Raw genomic sequence first — 17483 nt, forward strand, 5'->3', positions numbered from 1 at the left:
ATGGATGAGCTATTAGACATAGTCGATGCAGAAGGACATCCAACGGGAAAGACCGCACTAAAATCCGAAATACATAAAAACGGATGGTATCATAACACCGTTCATTTATGGTTATATACCAATTCAGGTGAGATATTACTACAACAACGTTCACATAAAAAAGCCATCTATCCTTTACTTTGGGATGTTTCTGTTGCCGGACATATCGATGCTGGCGAAACGTTTACTGAAGCAGCTGTACGTGAAACGAACGAAGAAATCGGACTTCAACTTAAAGAAACGGACTTGATAAAGATTGGAAAACATTTGCATAAGTCAATCTATAATAATGGCGACATAAAAGATTTTGAATTTCATCAAGTCTACATCGCTCAACTCAAAGTAGACCTAAATCAATTAACACCTCAGCAAGATGAAGTCGAAGCGCTTAAATTGGTTACTTTTAACGAGTTTGAAAACTTATTAAAACATAGTGAAACCAATTCGCATTTTATAGCTTCAAATAGTGCTTATTATAAATTCGTTTTAGAACATATTAAAAAACAACACATTTAATGCAATTACTTCTACTTGCCGTCGCACCAATATTAGCTATTAGCACCTATATCTATCTGCACGACAAACACGAAAAAGAGCCTATAGGCTTATTACTTAAAAGCTTTTTTCTTGGTGCTATAGTCAGTGTTCTTATTGTTTTAACGCTTTATCTTTTTACTGGGCGATTTATACCTGTTACGGATAAGTTTAGTGTTGTTCAACAATTTATTCAAGCATTCTTTGTGGTAGCACTATCAGAAGAATTTAGCAAGTATGTCATTGTAAAATATTTTGCGCAACCCAAAAAAGAATTTAACGAACCTTACGATGGCATCATGTACGCCGTAATGGTATCGATGGGCTTTGCTTGTACAGAAAATATTATGTATGTCTTTAATGGTGGTACTGAAGTGGCTATTTTAAGAGCGTTTACAGCAGTACCTGCGCATGCGACTTTTGGTATTTTAATGGGGTATTTTATGGGCAAAGCTAAATTCTCTAAAAATAGGTTTCAATTGAATATGGCCGGTCTTTTCTTAGCCACGTTATTTCATGGTGCCTACGATTTCTTCCTGTTTATAAATTTTATTCCTGGCATTTCAATAGGCGCATTTATTTCTCTAATAATCGGACTTATACTATCAAAAAAAGCAATGCTAAGACATCAAAATAACTCTCATTTCAACACTGATAAATAAACCAAATATTATGATTTTCTTCATATTTTTATACGAGGTCGTTCATTAGTTTTGTTGAAATATAAAATCATATTTTATGTATAAACTCAAAGTCAACAACGGTCATAGTTTTAATGTCTCTATGGAAGACATCGAAAAACTAGATCTGGTTGAAACCTCCAAAAACCAATTCCATATTCTTCAAAATAACGCTTCGGTAAAAGCCGCTATTTTAGATTCTAACTTTAACGCTAAATCGTACTCGGTAGAAGTAAATAACAACTTGTATACCGTAGAAATTCAAGACGATTTAGACCAACTCATTTCAGAATTAGGATTCGAAATCGGTAAAGCAAAACAAGTCAATAACATTAAAGCACCAATGCCTGGATTAATACTAGATATTAATGTTGCAGAAGGCGACGAGGTTGCTGAAAATGATGCCCTACTTATTTTAGAAGCCATGAAAATGGAGAACGTTATTAACTCTCCTAGAAATGGCATTATAAAATCTATTTCGGTAGCCAAAGGCGAAACTGTAGATAAAAATGCGTTATTAATCGAATTCGAATAAGATGAAAAAAATATTAGTTGCCAATCGTGGCGAAATTGCTATTCGCGTGATGCGAACTGCAAAAAAAATGGGAATAAAAACGGTTGCTGTCTTTTCTGAAGTTGACAGAAACTCACCTCATGTAAAATATGCTGACGAGGCTGTTTGCATCGGTCCAGCGCCGTCTAATCAATCCTACTTACTAGGCGATAAAATTATTGAAGTTGCCAAATCGTTACAGGTAGATGCTATACATCCAGGTTATGGATTTTTAAGTGAAAATTCAAAGTTTGCAGAACTATGTGAAGCAAATGATGTGATTTTTATTGGTCCAAAATCTAAAGCCATTGAGATGATGGGTGATAAATTGGCTGCCAAAGATGCTGTGAAAGACTATGATATTCCAATGATTCCTGGTGTAGACCATTCGGTCACAGACCCAAAAGAAGCTATTGATATTGCAAAAAATATAGGTTTCCCAATCTTAATTAAAGCTGCTGCTGGTGGCGGTGGAAAAGGGATGCGTATTGTCGAGAAAGAAGAAAACCTCGAGGAACAAATGAAACGTGCCATAAGTGAAGCTACTTCTGCATTCGGAGATGGTTCTGTATTTATTGAAAAATATGTAAAATCACCTCGCCACATCGAAATTCAGGTGATGGCAGATAGTCATGGTAATTTCCTTCACTTTTTTGAGCGTGAATGTTCTATACAACGTCGTCACCAAAAAGTAGTTGAAGAAGCACCATCTGCGGTTTTAACCCCAGAATTACGAGAGCGTATGGGAAAAGCAGCTATTGATGTTGCTCGTGCTTGTGATTATTTAGGTGCAGGTACCGTTGAGTTTTTACTTGATGCTGACCACAATTTCTATTTCTTAGAAATGAATACACGCTTACAAGTTGAGCATCCAGTTTCTGAGTGGATTTCGGGTGTGGACTTAGTAGAACTACAAATCAAAGTCGCTCGCGGAGAAGCACTAGATATAAAACAAGAGGATTTAAAAATTAACGGACATGCTCTGGAACTTCGTGTTTATGCAGAAGACCCAATGAACGACTTTTTACCAAGTGTCGGTAATCTAGAAGTTTACCAATTACCAGTGGGCGAAAATATTCGTGTGGATAATGGTTTTGAAGAAGGTATGGATATTCCTATTTACTACGACCCGATGCTCTCTAAATTGATTACTTATGGCAAAACTCGAGCAGAAGCTATAGAGCTAATGATAAGAGCCATCGATAATTATAAAGTAGAAGGTGTAGAAACAACATTGCCATTTGGTCGATTTGTTTGCGAACACGAGGCTTTTAGAAGTGGAAATTTTGATACACACTTTGTAAAAAATTATTACTCGCCTAGCCTGTTAGAAGAACAACATAAAGCAGAAGCTGAAATCGCTGCACAAATAGCTTTAAAAACGTATTTAGAAGAACAAAAACTATTAAGACTACCTAATTAAGATAACTATGAACTCAAAAATAAAAACCTTAAATGAAAAGCTAGAACTATCTAGATTAGGTGGTGGTCAAGCTAGAATTGATAAGCAACACCAAAAGAAAAAACTGACTGCAAGAGAACGTGTACTCTACCTGTTAGACGAAGGCTCATTTGAAGAGATAGGTGCTTTAGTGACGCACAGAACCAAAGATTTTGGTATGGAAAGCCAAAAATTCTACGGTGATGGTGTTATAACAGGCTACGGAACAGTAAATGGCAGACTAGTTTATGTATTTGCTCAAGATTTTACCGTGTTCGGAGGCTCTCTCTCTGAAACTCATGCTGAGAAAATTTGTAAAATTATGGACATGGCGGTTAATGTTGGCGCACCAATCATTGGTTTGAATGATTCTGGTGGTGCACGTATTCAAGAAGGTGTGCGCTCCTTAGGTGGTTATGCGGATATTTTTTACAGAAACGTTCAGGCTTCTGGCGTTATTCCACAAATATCAGCCATTATGGGACCATGTGCTGGTGGTGCTGTTTATTCACCAGCAATGACAGACTTTACAATCATGGTACAAGACACGAGTTATATGTTTGTTACTGGACCAAATGTTGTAAAAACGGTAACCAATGAAGAAGTTACTAGTGAAGAACTAGGTGGTGCAAGTGTACACTCTACTAAATCAGGTGTAGCGCATAAAACCTCAGCAAACGATGTTGAGTGTTTAGAAGACGTTAAAAAGCTATTAAGTTATTTACCACAAAATAATAGAGAATTTCCCGATGATTTGGAGTTTGAGTTAAAAGATGAAGTTCGAGAGAGCTTATCGGATATTGTCCCGGACAATCCAAATAAACCTTACGATATGCATCAAGTGATTGAAGGTATTATCGATGAAGATTCGTTTTATGAGATTCATAAAGATTATGCCGAAAATATTATAGTTGGTTTTGCACGTTTAGGTGGTAAATCCATTGGTATTGTTGCCAACCAACCGATGTTCTTAGCTGGTGTTCTCGGTGTAAAGAGTTCTAAAAAAGCCGCAAGATTTGTGCGTTTTTGTGATGCTTTTAATATTCCGCTTTTAGTATTGGAAGATGTTCCAGGATTTTTACCAGGAACGGACCAAGAATGGAACGGTATTATCGTTCACGGTGCAAAATTATTATACGCCTTTAGCGAAGCGACAGTACCTAGAGTAACGGTGATAACGCGCAAAGCCTATGGTGGCGCCTATGATGTGATGAACTCAAAACATATTGGAGCTGATATGAACTTTGCATGGCCTACAGCCGAAATTGCCGTTATGGGCGCAAAAGGCGCAGCTGAAATTATCTTTAAACGTGAAATTTCTTCTTCTGATAACCCTGAAGAAAAATGGAAAGAAAAGGAAGCAGAATATGCAGAACTATTTGCGAATCCTTACAGTGCTGCTGAACGCGGTTTTGTAGATGAAGTGATTTTACCTAAAAACACAAGACGCAAACTTATTAAAGCGTTTAGTATGCTAGAAAATAAAGAAGTGAATAGACCGAATAGAAAGCACGGTAATATTCCTTTATAAGAATTCTAAATAAATTTCCTTAACAAGCCTCAATTCTAATCGTTTTGGGGCTTTTTTAATCCAGTAATCGTCTATGATAATTGATTTGCCCTAAATGATATGCCAAATGCGACTTTAAGTGCATTAAAAAATACTCTGTAGTCATATAATCTTCAAATGGATTGCGTCGATACTCTTTTTGCAAATCAGTTTCGTCTAAATTAGATAAAGTACTTTCAATCATAACTTTAGTATCTTCCAATTGTTTAACAATCTCTTCAACTGGGACGTTTTTCTGAGAAAATTCTAAATCACGCTGCCTTATATAATTCGTATTTCCTAAAATAGCTCCAATAAAATGATTTAGGTTTCCTACCAAATGTAATGCTAAATTACCTGCACAATTACTAATATTTTTATCAATTTTCCAGATTGTATTTTCATCTGTGTAAGCCAATAATTCGTGCTTTACAGCATCTAAATCACGATTGAATAATTTTATTAAAGATTGAAGCATGTTCAAGATATTAAGAGTTGTTATTTTGATATTCAGAAAACAAATTCTGTACTTTAAAAATAGCTAATAATTAGCTTACTTTTACTTCATGAAAAATCAAAGTCGGTCACAAGTAGAATTTGTTGTTTTAATGGCCGCATTGATGTCTATAGTAGCATTATCCATAGATGCTGTTTTACCAGCGCTTCCTGAGATTGGTAGTTTTTTAAATGTTGGTGATACTTCAGATAATCCTAAAGTCATAACGTTTATATTTCTTGGTTTAGGCTTTGGTCAACTATTATTTGGTCCTCTGTCTGATAGCTTTGGCAGAAAACCAATTGTTTACATTGGCTTTATTGTATTTATTATTGCTTCGGTTATTTGTGTAACGACAAAGAGTTTTGAAATGATGCTCTTTGGACGTATTCTTCAAGGAATTGGGTTGGCATCGCCTCGTACTATGTGTATAGCCATGGTTAGAGATTCCTACAGTGGCGACTACATGGCAAAGATTTTATCTTTTGTAGTTATGATTTTTATTTTGGTGCCTATTATTGCACCTTCACTTGGCCAGTTTTTAATGCAACAATACCATTGGAAATCTATTTTTATGTTCAATCTTGGTTTTGGTGTTTTAGTGATGCTCTGGTTTTGGCTCAGACAACCCGAAACCTTAAAGGATAAGCATAGAATTAAATATCGTCTAGCTATTTTTAAAACAGGTACCATTGCATTCTTTAAAATAAAACCTGCTGTGATTTATACCATTTTATCAGGATTAATTACTGGTTCTTTTATGGTTTACCTAAGTACCTCACAACGTATTTTTGAGCAGCAATATAATATGGCAGAGGAGTTTCCCTTAATCTTTGCAAGTATCGCTGTATCGGTTGGTTTATCTACGTTTTTAAATAGTCAACTTGTGGTTAGGTTTGGTATGCGACGAATCGTTCATACCGCTATGTTAAGCTTTGTAATTATTGCCTTGGTATTCGTTATCATGTTTTCTTCTGGTGCAAATCCGAGTATTGAAGTGCTTATTGGCTTTTTTGCCCTTCAGTTTTTAACCATTGGGTTTATCTTTGGAAATCTACGAGCATTGGCCATGGAACCTATGGGACATATCGCAGGTATCGGTTCTGCTTTAAATGGTTTTATTTCTACAGTCATGGCAGTACCCATTGCCGATTATATAGGTAAGTTTGTAACGGATTCTGTGACACCGCTATTTATAGGATTTTTAGTATGTGGATTGATTTCTCTAGCGCTATTTTACTCTATAACCAGCAGAGTTTCAAGGCTACTAAAACGTGCCTAAAAAATCTCTAAGCTCCCTTTTCCTTCTCTAACGATAAGAGGTTCATCTTCTGATAAATCGATAACCGTTGAGGCTTCGTTATCGCCATAACCACCATCAATAACAACATCTACAAGATTATCCCATTTTTCATGAATTAATTCTGGGTCTGTGGTATATTCTAAAACATCATCATCGTCTCGTATAGATGTAGACACGATGGGGTTTCCTAAAGCATTAAGCAAAGCTAGAATGATAGAATTATCAGGAACACGGATGCCCACAGTTTTACGCTTTTTAAAAGGGTTAGGTAAATTTTTAGAACCTGGTAAAATAAATGTATATGGGCCAGGTAATGCACGCTTTAAAATTTTGAAAGTTGATGTGTCTATTTGCTTAATGTAATCACTAAGGTTACTTAAATCCTCACAGATGAAAGAGAAATTGGCTTTCTCTAACTTTACATTTTTAATTTTGGCAAGACGTTCCAAAGCTTTCATATTAGTCATATCACACCCTAGTCCGTAAACTGTGTCTGTAGGATATATAACCAAACCGCCACTTTTTAATACATCAACTACTCTCTGAATAGCTTTTGGATTAGGATTCTCTGGATATATTTTTATGAATTCTGCCATATGTATAAATCTAAGGATTTATTTTAAAATTCCTACAGCACTTAAAACATCTTTATCTCCTACAGCGTAGCAAATACCAATGTTAAAAGTATTATAGTCTCCTTTTCTGAAAAATGAAGTCAGCGACTCAGGAGCTTCAATATTTGTTTTCAATTGTCTAAAATCAAATGCGCTGTAAATACTTAGATTCCTTATCACCTCATATTGTAAACTAAGTCCATAACTCCGAAGGTTACCAGTATCTCTTTGCTCACCATTTTCAATAGTATTCTCTAATGCAAATGTGCCGTATATTGATGCATTAATTCCAATTTTAACTTTATTCAAAGGCACAAACTCGTAACCTAAACTAAAAAAACGTTCACCGAGCCTTGATTTCGTATAATTACCAACTAATTCTGTATTTGTTATATCAAACGAACTTCTTCCACCACTGTATCGAATGAATAAATTTTTATATAGAAACAATTTAAAACTAAAATTATAGCCACCGTCACCATTATAAGCTTGTCCTAAAAAATTATTGCCTGTGGTATTAAGGATTTGGTGACTCAAAGTTACTGCCATTGATTTTTGACTTGAGGCATCATAAAAAAAATTACGCTCAGTCGCTGTATTATCTGTTTGAGCAAAACTAAATACTGAAACAATAATTAATATTAGACTAATACGTAAATTCAAATACATAATCTTCGGAGTTGATGGTTAATATATCCTCTTGCTCAACTCCGCCATTGACACCGTAGGTGAATTTTACAATATCACCAAGTCCTACAAAAAAACTTCTGTTTGCGATATCAGGGAAATTGTCATTCAAGGTTCTCGCTATGAAATTCTCTTCAAAACAGAAACTTTCATTAGTATTTAAAACACCTTCGTCAAAAACTTGAATACAAGTAGGAGTTATATAACTTAGTGAAAAATCTAAAGTGGTACCCAAAGAACTCTCTCTCGTTATGGTATAATTGAATTTACTAAGCTTTTTTAAGGTGATATCTCCAAGGTTAAAAATTAAGTCTTCTGGTCTAAATTCTGAAGTATTAGTTCTGTAAGTGTAGGTTGAGTAGCCATCGGCAGATATTTCTATATAAAATAAATTATTAGAGCCAAAAAGGGATATAATTTCAAAATTACCTGACACATCACCTAACCCTTCTGCTAAGAGTACTGGTAAAGCCCCATTCGAGTTAGCATCTGTAACTATTTTTACATTGGCATTATAAATAGGAATATCATTTTGGTCTAAAACAGTACCTGTAACTAAAACTCTTACATTATTATCAACCTGTGTATCGGCACAATTTAGAAACAGTAATAATAATAAAAGCGCCAGCTGTTTTAGCCTCATATAACAAGTTTTATTTAGAGATGCTTGAACAACAAAAAGGTTGCGTTGTTACTAGGAAATAATTTCCAATTTAGCAAAACGCAGTAATAACTTCTTTACTGCACCATTAGAAAATTTTATTTCGGCTTTTAAATCACCACCAGCACCTTCAATTTTTAGGACTTCTCCTCTACCAAAACGTTGATGATTTACAATATTACCAACAGTAAGTTTACTATCAAATAAATTTGAACCACCGTTAGTTTTACTTATCGGTTTCATCTTTTTAGGAGAGCTTATCTGAAAGTTTTCAGGAGTTTTTCGTTCTTCTTTTTTCTTAAACTTTGGTGACTTAGGCTTTGCAAAACGTATTTTATTCGGTTCAATATCACCAAATATAGATGCGTCTAACATAGGATTAAAACGCTGTTCTTGGATTGGGGTAATATTATCTAAATACTGTTCGTCAATCTCTTCGATAAAACGACTCGGCTCGGCATCTATAAGTTTACCCCAGCGGTAACGAGAAACGGTATAAGTTAAATAGGCTTGCTGCTCTGCTCGTGTTAATGCCACATAGAACAAACGGCGTTCTTCTTCGAGCTCACTTCGTGTATTCATGCTCATAGCACTAGGGAATAAATCTTCCTCCATTCCAACGATAAACACGTGCGGAAACTCTAACCCTTTTGCTAAGTGAATCGTCATCAAAGCCACATGGTCTGGATTGCCTTTGTCAGCATCTAAATCAGTAGCCAATGCTACATCTTCAAGGAATTCTGCAAGTGAGGCAGTACTATCAGCTATTTCTTTTTGCCCTTCAACAAAATCACCCATACCATTGAGTAATTCTTCAATATTTTCCATTTTAGCCACTCCTTCTGGTGTGCCATCTTTATTAAATTCTTTAATTAATCCAGAAACCTTTACCACATGCTCGGCTAACTCAAACGCATTTGCATTTTGATTCATGACCTGAAAACTCTCAATCATAGTCACGAAGTTTTTTAGCTTGTTTCTTGTGCCGCCATTAATATTTACATTTAGATTATCGATATCTTTCAAGACATCGAAAATCGGCTTATCATAAGCACTAGCCGCTACAATTAATCTATCTATAGTGGTTTGCCCTATTCCTCGTGCAGGGAAATTAATAATTCGTTTTAGAGCTTCTTCATCCGCAGGATTAATAATCAAACGCAGATACGACAATACGTCTTTAATCTCTTTACGTTGATAGAAAGACAAACCACCATAAATTCGGTATGGAATATCGCGTTTACGTAAGGCATCTTCAATAGCACGAGACTGCGCATTGGTGCGGTAGAGTACTGCAAAATCTTTGTTATGTAGCTGATTCTGCATCTTTTCTTCAAAAATGGTACTGGCCACAAAACGTCCTTCATCTCCATCCGTCATAGAACGGTGCACTTTTATTTTAGGTCCTTCATCATTTGCGGTCCAAACTACTTTATCAAGCTTGGTTTGGTTTTTATCTATAACCGAATTAGCCGCATTTACAATATTTTTTGTGGAGCGGTAATTTTGCTCAAGTCTAAAGACTTTTACATTATCGTAATCTCTTTGGAAGTTTAGTATGTTATTGATATTAGCACCACGGAACGCATAAATACTTTGGGCATCATCTCCTACTACACATATATTCTGAAATCTATCTGATAAAGCTCTCACAATTAAGTATTGCGAATGATTGGTATCTTGATACTCATCTACCAAGATGTATCTAAATCTATCTTGGTATTTAGCTAATACATCAGGAAAGCGTGTCAAAAGTTCGTTGGTTTTCAATAATAAATCATCAAAATCCATAGCGCCCGCTTTAAAACAGCGTTCTACATATTCCTTATATATTTCTCCCATTTTAGGACGTCTTGCCGCAGCATCAGACTCCATGAGTTCAGGATTGTTGTAGTAAGCTTTTACAGTTATTAAGCTATTCTTGTAAGATGAAATGCGAGAACGTACCTGTTTGTACTTATAAATATCCTTATCTAAGCCCATTTCCTTTATGATAGATGAGATTAATCTATCGGAATCTTGTGTATCATAAATCGTAAAATTGCTTGGGTAACCCAACCTATCAGCTTCAATCCGTAAAATTTTGGCAAAAACGGAATGAAATGTACCCATCCACAGATTCTTTGCTTCACTTTGTCCTACTATCTCAGCGATACGCCCTTTCATCTCGCGAGCAGCTTTATTGGTAAATGTCAACGCCAAGATATTAAAAGGGTCTACGCCTTGACTCATGAGATACGCAATCCTAAATGTAAGCACGCGAGTTTTCCCTGAACCTGCACCTGCAATAACAATCATGGGACCATCTTTCTGTAGTGTTGGCGCTAGCTGAGCATCGTTAAGTTGACTTAAATACTTTTCCAAAAGTGTAGCAATTTTAAAAGTGTGAATTTAAGCAAAGCTCCTGTTTTTATTGGTTGTTTTTATGAATAATTATAAACAATTGATTTACCTTAAAAAGACTATTTTTATAACTTTAAAAAGATAACAAAATCGTTTAGACCCTTAAATGAAAACAATCTGTAATTGTTTTTTTCTTATTCTATTTTCAATTGGTTTTGGACAAACCACAGAACTCTATCAAAAGATTTACGACAATAACGAAGGTTTTGAAATAGACTTTGCACAAACTCTGGCGTTTGATGATTATGGTTTTTTATGGATTGGAGGTAATAATCTAGATAATAGGCTAATTATAGCAGAAAAATCCAAACCACCACTCCAACGCTTTAATGGTTATTCTTTTGATAACATTCCCTTACCAAATGACATTACAGAAGATGTTTTGGGAGTTTCGCAATTATTTAAACGAGATAATGGTAGCTTTTATGTTGTTGTAAAATATGCGAATAGTTATGGGCTTTTTGAACTTAATCCTAGCACAACTGAATTTAAACATATTTCAATCCATGGAAAACAACAATCCTTTGGCTTGTCACATATTTTTAAATACAATAATAATAATTATATACTTAGCCAAGAAGGGCGAATAATTACGCTTAATATTCTCGAAAAAGATAATACACTCACGCCTCTATTTAGCTTTACTTCAGAAGAAAATAAATTTTTAGTAGAAGCGGCAACTCAATTTATAGGCTTCGAAGACTACTGCATCATTAGTGATGATAACTTCGCAATTAAATATTTTGATTGGAATGGCAATCTTTTAAAAGTCGAATCATCAAAGCCAAGAAAATGGATTGATGAGACATTTATTTCAAACAATACTAATTATATCTTCAAAAACAATAATAGCGTTTTACAAGAAATTGATGTAGCTACAAGTACAATTAAACCTGTAAATAATAAACCCTATTTAGATAATTTGCACTTAAATACTTATAATGATGAAAACAACAATCATCTTATCATTTCTTTTGAAGACAGAGAGTTGAAATTAAGTATACTCGAAGGAAATACGATAAAGACTAAATATAAAATCCCATTAAGAAAATGTGATGGAATTAAGGTTGTATCCAAAGATTTAAGCCAGGATATTTGGTTGGCTACCGATGGTAAGCTTCACTATTTCAAATTTCCAACGCAAAATGTTAAAACTTATCTTAGAGACCATAGCATAAGGGCAATAAAACAACTAGATAGCACTAATGTAATTGTAAGTACAGAAGCTAAAGGTTGGTTTAATCTTAATAGAAAAACAGATTCGGTTACTCCAATAAATACAAGATTAGATGATAATAATAGTTCATTAAATTCTAGTAGAAATATCTTTATAGAAGATAATACTATTTGGACATCCTCTGCAAGTAATATTATAGAATTAGGCAAAACAGATTACACACTTAAAAAGTATAGACACTATCCTGTAATAGCTTTAGAACAACTTAACGATAGCCTCCTTTTGTATGGTACAAATGGGTACAATCTCATGAGCTTTAATAAGAAAACAAAAGCACATATCCCATTAGTAAGTACAGATTCTTTATACATTTTTGATATTGCCATAAAAGACCAAAACAATATACTTTGCGCAACAGACAAAGGAGCTTTAATCTACGATTTCGAGAATAATACACATCAGTTTTATGATGCATCACAATTTGAAGATTCCTTTTTCTTAATGACGGACTATCACAAAGATTATGGCTTCTTATTAGGGTCTAGAAGTGGTCATATTCTCAACTACGACGAAAAAAACAAAACCTTCTCTAAAATTTACAAAGACGAATTTAATGCAGGTATAGCTACAATTTTTCCACAAGAAAATGGACTATGGATAAACACGTTTAATGGTTACGTAGATTTTAATCTCAAAGACAAATCAACAAAACGCTATTCTGATAAGGATGGATTTAGTAATAATGAAGCAAACAGATATAGTGCTTTGAAGATAGGTGAGCAATATTTTGTGGGCTCTATAGACGGTCTCAATGTCTTTAATCCAAATGATTTAAAACCGCTAGACGAAAACGCTAACCTAATTTTATTGAAAGCCAATTGGTACGACGAAAACTCTGAGACCTTTAAAGATAATTACGACCAAAACATATTTGAAAAAAGCAAAACCATTGAACTTCCTGTTGAAAACAGGGCTTTAAGTCTAAGTTTTGCCTTAAAAAACATATACGCAAGAGATAATAGCTATAGTTTTAAGTACCGCCTAAATGATAAAAATTGGGTTAACCTAAAGCAACAAAACTCTATTGCATTTCCTAATCTAGCCGCTGGTAATTATAATTTAGAAATCATAGCTTCTGATTTTTCAGGAAACCAAGTAGGCGAACCATTACTCGTAAAAATAAAAAGTAGAGAGTTCTTTTATAAAACATGGTGGTTTATTGTTGCGCTGTCGCTTGCAGTAATTGCGGTTCTACTCTACTTTTTAAGACAGTTCCAGCTTAGGAAAAAGCTGCAAGACCAGTTTGCCTTAGACTTAATACAATCGCAGGAAGACGAGCGCAAACGTATTGCACGAGAACTTCATGATAGTGTAAGCCAACAACTCACACTTATAAAACGTAAAGCACAAAGCACAGAACAAACAGAGATATCGGAGCTTACAAATAATACACTCGAAGAAGTAAGGCAAATTTCCAGAGGACTTTTTCCACCTTTGCTCAAACAATTAGGGTTTACAGAAAGTGTTGAGCAATTAGCCTTAGATATCGACGAAACTAATGCTATATTTATCTCTACAAATATTGAAAATGTTGATGCGCTTTTAACCGATGACCAATCCCTGCATTTGTATAGGTTTATTCAAGAATGTATTAATAACATATTAAAGCATTCTGAAGCCAAAGCATTTGCCATTACCATAGAAAAACAAAAAAGCTTAATTTTAGTCCAAATAAAAGATAACGGAAAAGGATTTGATGTAAGTAGTGCCAGAATCAAAAATAGTTTAGGTTTAAAAACGCTAGAAGAGCGCATCCGTTTTCTTAATGGCGAATTAACTATAGAAAGTAAGAACAATCAAGGCACAACAACTACAGCAAAAATCCCGATTTAAAACATGAACAAAGACATTAAAATTCTTGTAGCCGACGACCATCCAATGCTGCTAAAAGGTTTAAAAGACGAGCTCATAAGCTCTAATTACCAAGGCGTGTTAACAGCTAACAACGGTGCGGAAGCTCTAGAAAAAATAGTATCTGAACGGCCAGATATTGCCATTTTAGATATAGAAATGCCGTTATTAACAGGTTTTGAAGTCATTAACAAATGTCTAGAAGAAGGAATCAAAACCAAATTTATAGTCTTAACCTCACACAAAGAAAATCGCTATATATATAAAGCCAAATCGCTGAATATTTCGGGATATTTATTAAAAGACGAACCCTTTAGCGAAATACAAAATTGCATAGAACAGATAGCAAAAAACGAAACTTATTTTAGCTCTACCTTTAATTCTGTTTTTGAAAACGAAATCTCGCCAGAAATTGAAAAATTAAAACTACTATCCCCATCTGAGCGTACTATTGTTCGTATGATAGCCGACGGAAAATCCTCGAAAGAAATGGCCGAAAGCCTTTTAATATCTGTGAGAACCATACAAAAACACCGCACCAACATTATACAGAAACTCAATTTAAGCTCCGACCAAGACGCACTTAACAACTGGGTAATTTCTAATAAATCTATTCTTTCCTCTATTTAAATCACTACGTACCCCTACGTAATTTTTGACATACATACGTATTGTCTGTAATATAATTAGCAGCTAAATTGCACTATAAATTAAAATTTATAGCCTGCTCTACTTGCGGCTCCAAAATTTAAGACAATTGTTTCGGGGGAAACATGACATATATATCTTTAGAGGAGTCGTAGGTAGAGCAGGTTTTTAAATCTAAGAAAAATGAAAACAAAACTACTTTTTACACTAGCATTATTAATAAGCATTGCTACACAAGCACAAACCGAGTTTACATATACAGGTACAGGCAACTGGACAGACCAAGCCAACTGGTCGCCTTCATACCCTGGAGATAATGGTTTATCTAACCCAGATTATATCATTAATATTGATGGTTCTTGTATTTATCAAGATATTATATTTAATGTAAATGCTCAATTAAATATATCTGGTGCTCTTGAATTCCAAAGTAATAACGGTTTATCTTTTTTCAATGATGTGTTTTTAGATAATGGTACTCTTAGAGTTTTTAGAAACATCTCTGGTAACACAACACTTTTTGGATCTGGAGAAGTAATAACTTCCAATGGTCAGTTATCTAATAGCACAATAAACCCAGGAGGAGACACTAGTTCTGGAACAATTTCTATTCAAAACTTTAGTTCTATTAATAACATTCAATTTATTTTCGATGTTTTCAGCACTACTGATTTTGACACTGTTACAGATGTGGGTACAGGTCCATCTTCAGCTAACAATTCTATTACAGTTAATTTTGATAATTCTGTAACAATTGTTAACAATTCTAGTTTTACACTATTTACTGGTGTTAATAATGACTTTTTTAACTCTTTATCTTTAAGTAATCCCATTAATGGGTTTCTACCCCAACTTAGTTTTTCCAACGGAAACATAACAGTAACTTATACAGATATAGAAGCACCAACTATTACTAATTGTTCAGGTGACCAAAACGTAACAGCAGATTGTGATACATTTTACACAATACCAGATTACACAACTACAACTACTGCAACAGATAATGATACTTCTACTACAATTAGCTATACACAATCGCCACCAGCTGGTTTAGGTGCAGTAGATGGTACAGAGATAACAATAACTGCAACAGATAGTGCTGGTAACTCAAGCGATTGTACATTTACAATAAACGTTAGCAATCAAACACTCTCTACTAACGAGCTAGACGATATTGTAAGCAGAAATATTTCGTTGTTTCCAAATCCTTCACAAGGTCAATTTACTCTAAAGAATACATCAGGACTAAATCTAAACAGTGCAGAGCTTATAGATGTTAAAGGCGCACTCATACAAACCATAGACCTAGAAGGATTTACGAATGTACAGACCATAGATTTATCTGCATTAAACCCTTCGATTTACTTTTTTAAAATATATACTGCCGATGGTGTAGCAACTAAAAAAATAATTATAGAGTAACCCAAACATAATAGCACATACACATACAAAACCATTCTTAAATCTATAAGGATGGTTTTCTTTTTTTAAATATCTTAGTGGAAATTATTAATTGATATGAAAAAACTCCTAACCTTACTTCTACTCGCTTCCTTTAGCATTACAGCACAAAACTCAATGGAACAAGACATTATTGACATCGAAGATAAACTCATTGAATGGCGTCGCGATTTTCATCAAAATCCAGAACTCTCTAATCGTGAGTTTAAAACGGCGGAGAAAATTGCTAAGCATCTTAAGTCTTTAGGTTTAGACGTTGAAGTCAATGTCGCTAAAACAGGCATTGTTGGTATTTTAAAAGGAGACAACCCTGGAAAAGTCGTGGCTTTACGTGCTGATATCGATGCTCTGCCAGTAACCGAGCGTAACGATTTACCCTTCAAATCTGAAGTAAAAACTACCTTCTTAAATACTGAAACTGGTGTGATGCATGCTTGTGGTCATGATACACATACCGCCATATTAATGGCAACTGCCGAAGTATTTAGCAAACACAAAGACAAAATTAACGGCACTATAAAATTCATTTTTCAACCTGCTGAAGAAGGTCCACCACCAGGTGAGGAAGGTGGCGCAAAATTGATGATTAAAGAAGGGGTTTTAGATAATCCTAAGGTCGATGCTATTTTTGGATTGCATATTAACTCGCAAACGCCAGCTGGTGTTATTAAATACAAAACAGGAGGTATTATGGCATCTGTAGAGCGCTTTGTTATCAACGTAAAAGGAAAACAAACACACGGTTCTCAGCCATGGTCTGGTGTTGACCCAATATTAATTTCAGCAAAAATTATCGATGGTTTGCAAACGATTATCAGTCGTGAAGCACGTTTAACGGATGAAGCTGCTGTAATTACGGTTGGAAAAATTACTTCAGGAACACGTTTTAATATCATTCCGGAATCTGCTGAAATGATTGGTACTGTGAGAACACTAGACCCAAAAATGCGTGCTATGATTGAGCGTCGTATGAAAGAAATGGTGGAGACTATTGCCAAAGCTTACGGTGGCGAGGCGACGATTACCTTTCAGAATAATACATCCATAACGTATAACGATGCGGCTTTAACTGAACAAATTTTACCATCCATTCAAAAAGTTGCGGGCGCAGAAAATGTACAACTCATGAAAGCGACTACTGGCGGTGAAGATTTCTCTTATTTTCAAGAAAAAGTACCAGGCGTTTATTTCTTTTTAGGTGGTATGACACCAGGAAATACGGAAGCTTTTCCACATCACACACCAGATTTTCAAATTGATGAAAGTGGGATGCTTTTGGGTGTTAAAGCCTTTACACAAATCACCTTAGACTACTTGAACAATTAA

The 17483-nt window shown here is 34.8% G+C and carries 15 protein-coding genes; 10 read left to right on the plus strand and 5 right to left on the minus strand.

Annotated elements, in window-relative coordinates; translation table 11 throughout:
- The 5 genes from BUB95_RS12670 to BUB95_RS12690 all read left to right on the plus strand — a co-directional run bounded on the left by BUB95_RS12670 (position 1) and on the right by BUB95_RS12690 (position 4778).
- A complete protein-coding gene (locus tag BUB95_RS12670) occupies positions 1-555 on the plus strand; it encodes an NUDIX hydrolase (protein ID WP_073087030.1) in 555 nt (184 codons plus the stop codon).
- Positions 555-1235, plus strand: a complete 681-nt coding sequence (locus tag BUB95_RS12675) for a PrsW family intramembrane metalloprotease (RefSeq protein ID WP_073087032.1) — start codon at positions 555-557, stop codon at positions 1233-1235. The genes BUB95_RS12670 and BUB95_RS12675 overlap by 1 nt, the downstream gene beginning before the upstream one ends.
- A 76-nt stretch (positions 1236-1311) precedes the next feature.
- A complete protein-coding gene (locus BUB95_RS12680; RefSeq protein ID WP_073087034.1) occupies positions 1312-1788 on the plus strand; it encodes an acyl-CoA carboxylase biotin carboxyl carrier protein subunit in 477 nt (158 codons plus the stop codon).
- 1 nt (position 1789) lies between these two features.
- Complete coding sequence (accC, locus tag BUB95_RS12685; RefSeq protein ID WP_073087036.1) at positions 1790-3229, plus strand: acetyl-CoA carboxylase biotin carboxylase subunit; 1440 nt, start codon at positions 1790-1792, stop codon at positions 3227-3229.
- 7 nt (positions 3230-3236) lie between these two features.
- Positions 3237-4778 (plus strand): acyl-CoA carboxylase subunit beta, encoded by a 1542-nt coding sequence (locus tag BUB95_RS12690; protein WP_073087038.1) that lies wholly within the window; start codon positions 3237-3239, stop codon positions 4776-4778.
- Between the two features lie 55 nt (positions 4779-4833).
- Here the strand turns inward: BUB95_RS12690 and BUB95_RS12695 are convergent, their stop codons facing one another.
- Complete coding sequence (locus tag BUB95_RS12695) at positions 4834-5274, minus strand: DinB family protein (RefSeq protein ID WP_073087040.1); 441 nt, start codon at positions 5272-5274, stop codon at positions 4834-4836.
- Positions 5275-5362: 88 nt separating this feature from the next.
- Here BUB95_RS12695 and BUB95_RS12700 point away from each other — a divergent pair, with 88 nt between their 5' ends.
- A complete protein-coding gene (locus BUB95_RS12700) occupies positions 5363-6574 on the plus strand; it encodes a multidrug effflux MFS transporter (protein ID WP_073087042.1) in 1212 nt (403 codons plus the stop codon).
- Here BUB95_RS12700 and BUB95_RS12705 read toward each other — a convergent pair.
- From BUB95_RS12705 to BUB95_RS12720, 4 genes are read right to left on the minus strand one after another with little or no spacing between them, the layout of a single operon-like run.
- Positions 6571-7191 (minus strand): L-threonylcarbamoyladenylate synthase, encoded by a 621-nt coding sequence (locus BUB95_RS12705; protein ID WP_073087044.1) that lies wholly within the window; start codon positions 7189-7191, stop codon positions 6571-6573. The two genes, BUB95_RS12700 and BUB95_RS12705, sit on opposite strands and share 4 nt — an antisense overlap.
- An 18-nt stretch (positions 7192-7209) precedes the next feature.
- Entirely contained in the window at positions 7210-7878 is a 669-nt protein-coding gene (locus tag BUB95_RS12710) for a hypothetical protein (RefSeq protein ID WP_073087046.1), read from the minus strand.
- Positions 7856-8539 (minus strand): carboxypeptidase-like regulatory domain-containing protein, encoded by a 684-nt coding sequence (locus BUB95_RS12715; protein ID WP_073087048.1) that lies wholly within the window; start codon positions 8537-8539, stop codon positions 7856-7858. Before BUB95_RS12715 ends, BUB95_RS12710 begins: the two co-directional genes overlap by 23 nt.
- A gap of 51 nt (positions 8540-8590) precedes the next feature.
- A complete protein-coding gene (locus tag BUB95_RS12720) occupies positions 8591-10921 on the minus strand; it encodes an ATP-dependent helicase (protein WP_073087050.1) in 2331 nt (776 codons plus the stop codon).
- A gap of 145 nt (positions 10922-11066) precedes the next feature.
- On the opposite strand from BUB95_RS12720, the gene BUB95_RS12725 reads away from it, so the two are divergent.
- The 4 genes from BUB95_RS12725 (at position 11067) to BUB95_RS12740 (ending at position 17483) form a co-directional block, all read left to right on the plus strand.
- Entirely contained in the window at positions 11067-14030 is a 2964-nt protein-coding gene (locus BUB95_RS12725) for a sensor histidine kinase (protein WP_073087052.1), read from the plus strand.
- A gap of 3 nt (positions 14031-14033) precedes the next feature.
- Positions 14034-14678, plus strand: coding sequence for a response regulator transcription factor (locus BUB95_RS12730; RefSeq protein WP_073087054.1), 645 nt, complete (start codon positions 14034-14036; stop codon positions 14676-14678).
- Positions 14679-14879: 201 nt separating this feature from the next.
- Positions 14880-16118 carry a T9SS type A sorting domain-containing protein gene (locus BUB95_RS12735; protein ID WP_073087056.1) on the plus strand — a complete coding sequence of 413 codons (1239 nt, stop codon included), beginning with the start codon at positions 14880-14882 and terminating at the stop codon, positions 16116-16118.
- 96 nt (positions 16119-16214) lie between these two features.
- Positions 16215-17483 carry an amidohydrolase gene (locus BUB95_RS12740; protein WP_073087058.1) on the plus strand — a complete coding sequence of 423 codons (1269 nt, stop codon included), beginning with the start codon at positions 16215-16217 and terminating at the stop codon, positions 17481-17483.

The organism is Winogradskyella jejuensis, assembly GCF_900129745.1.
In the GTDB taxonomy this organism is placed as follows: Bacteria; Bacteroidota; Bacteroidia; order Flavobacteriales; family Flavobacteriaceae; genus Winogradskyella; species Winogradskyella jejuensis.

Coding starts and splice junctions, on each gene's coding strand:
- BUB95_RS12670 (WP_073087030.1), top strand. CDS start 1: ATGGATGAGCTATTAGACATAGTCGATGCAGAAGGACATCCAACGGGA.
- BUB95_RS12675 (WP_073087032.1), top strand. CDS start 555: ATGCAATTACTTCTACTTGCCGTCGCACCAATATTAGCTATTAGCACC.
- BUB95_RS12680 (WP_073087034.1), top strand. CDS start 1,312: ATGTATAAACTCAAAGTCAACAACGGTCATAGTTTTAATGTCTCTATG.
- accC (WP_073087036.1), top strand. CDS start 1,790: ATGAAAAAAATATTAGTTGCCAATCGTGGCGAAATTGCTATTCGCGTG.
- BUB95_RS12690 (WP_073087038.1), top strand. CDS start 3,237: ATGAACTCAAAAATAAAAACCTTAAATGAAAAGCTAGAACTATCTAGA.
- BUB95_RS12695 (WP_073087040.1), bottom strand. CDS start 5,274: ATGCTTCAATCTTTAATAAAATTATTCAATCGTGATTTAGATGCTGTA.
- BUB95_RS12700 (WP_073087042.1), top strand. CDS start 5,363: ATGAAAAATCAAAGTCGGTCACAAGTAGAATTTGTTGTTTTAATGGCC.
- BUB95_RS12705 (WP_073087044.1), bottom strand. CDS start 7,191: ATGGCAGAATTCATAAAAATATATCCAGAGAATCCTAATCCAAAAGCT.
- BUB95_RS12710 (WP_073087046.1), bottom strand. CDS start 7,878: ATGTATTTGAATTTACGTATTAGTCTAATATTAATTATTGTTTCAGTA.
- BUB95_RS12715 (WP_073087048.1), bottom strand. CDS start 8,539: ATGAGGCTAAAACAGCTGGCGCTTTTATTATTATTACTGTTTCTAAAT.
- BUB95_RS12725 (WP_073087052.1), top strand. CDS start 11,067: ATGAAAACAATCTGTAATTGTTTTTTTCTTATTCTATTTTCAATTGGT.
- BUB95_RS12730 (WP_073087054.1), top strand. CDS start 14,034: ATGAACAAAGACATTAAAATTCTTGTAGCCGACGACCATCCAATGCTG.
- BUB95_RS12735 (WP_073087056.1), top strand. CDS start 14,880: ATGAAAACAAAACTACTTTTTACACTAGCATTATTAATAAGCATTGCT.
- BUB95_RS12740 (WP_073087058.1), top strand. CDS start 16,215: ATGAAAAAACTCCTAACCTTACTTCTACTCGCTTCCTTTAGCATTACA.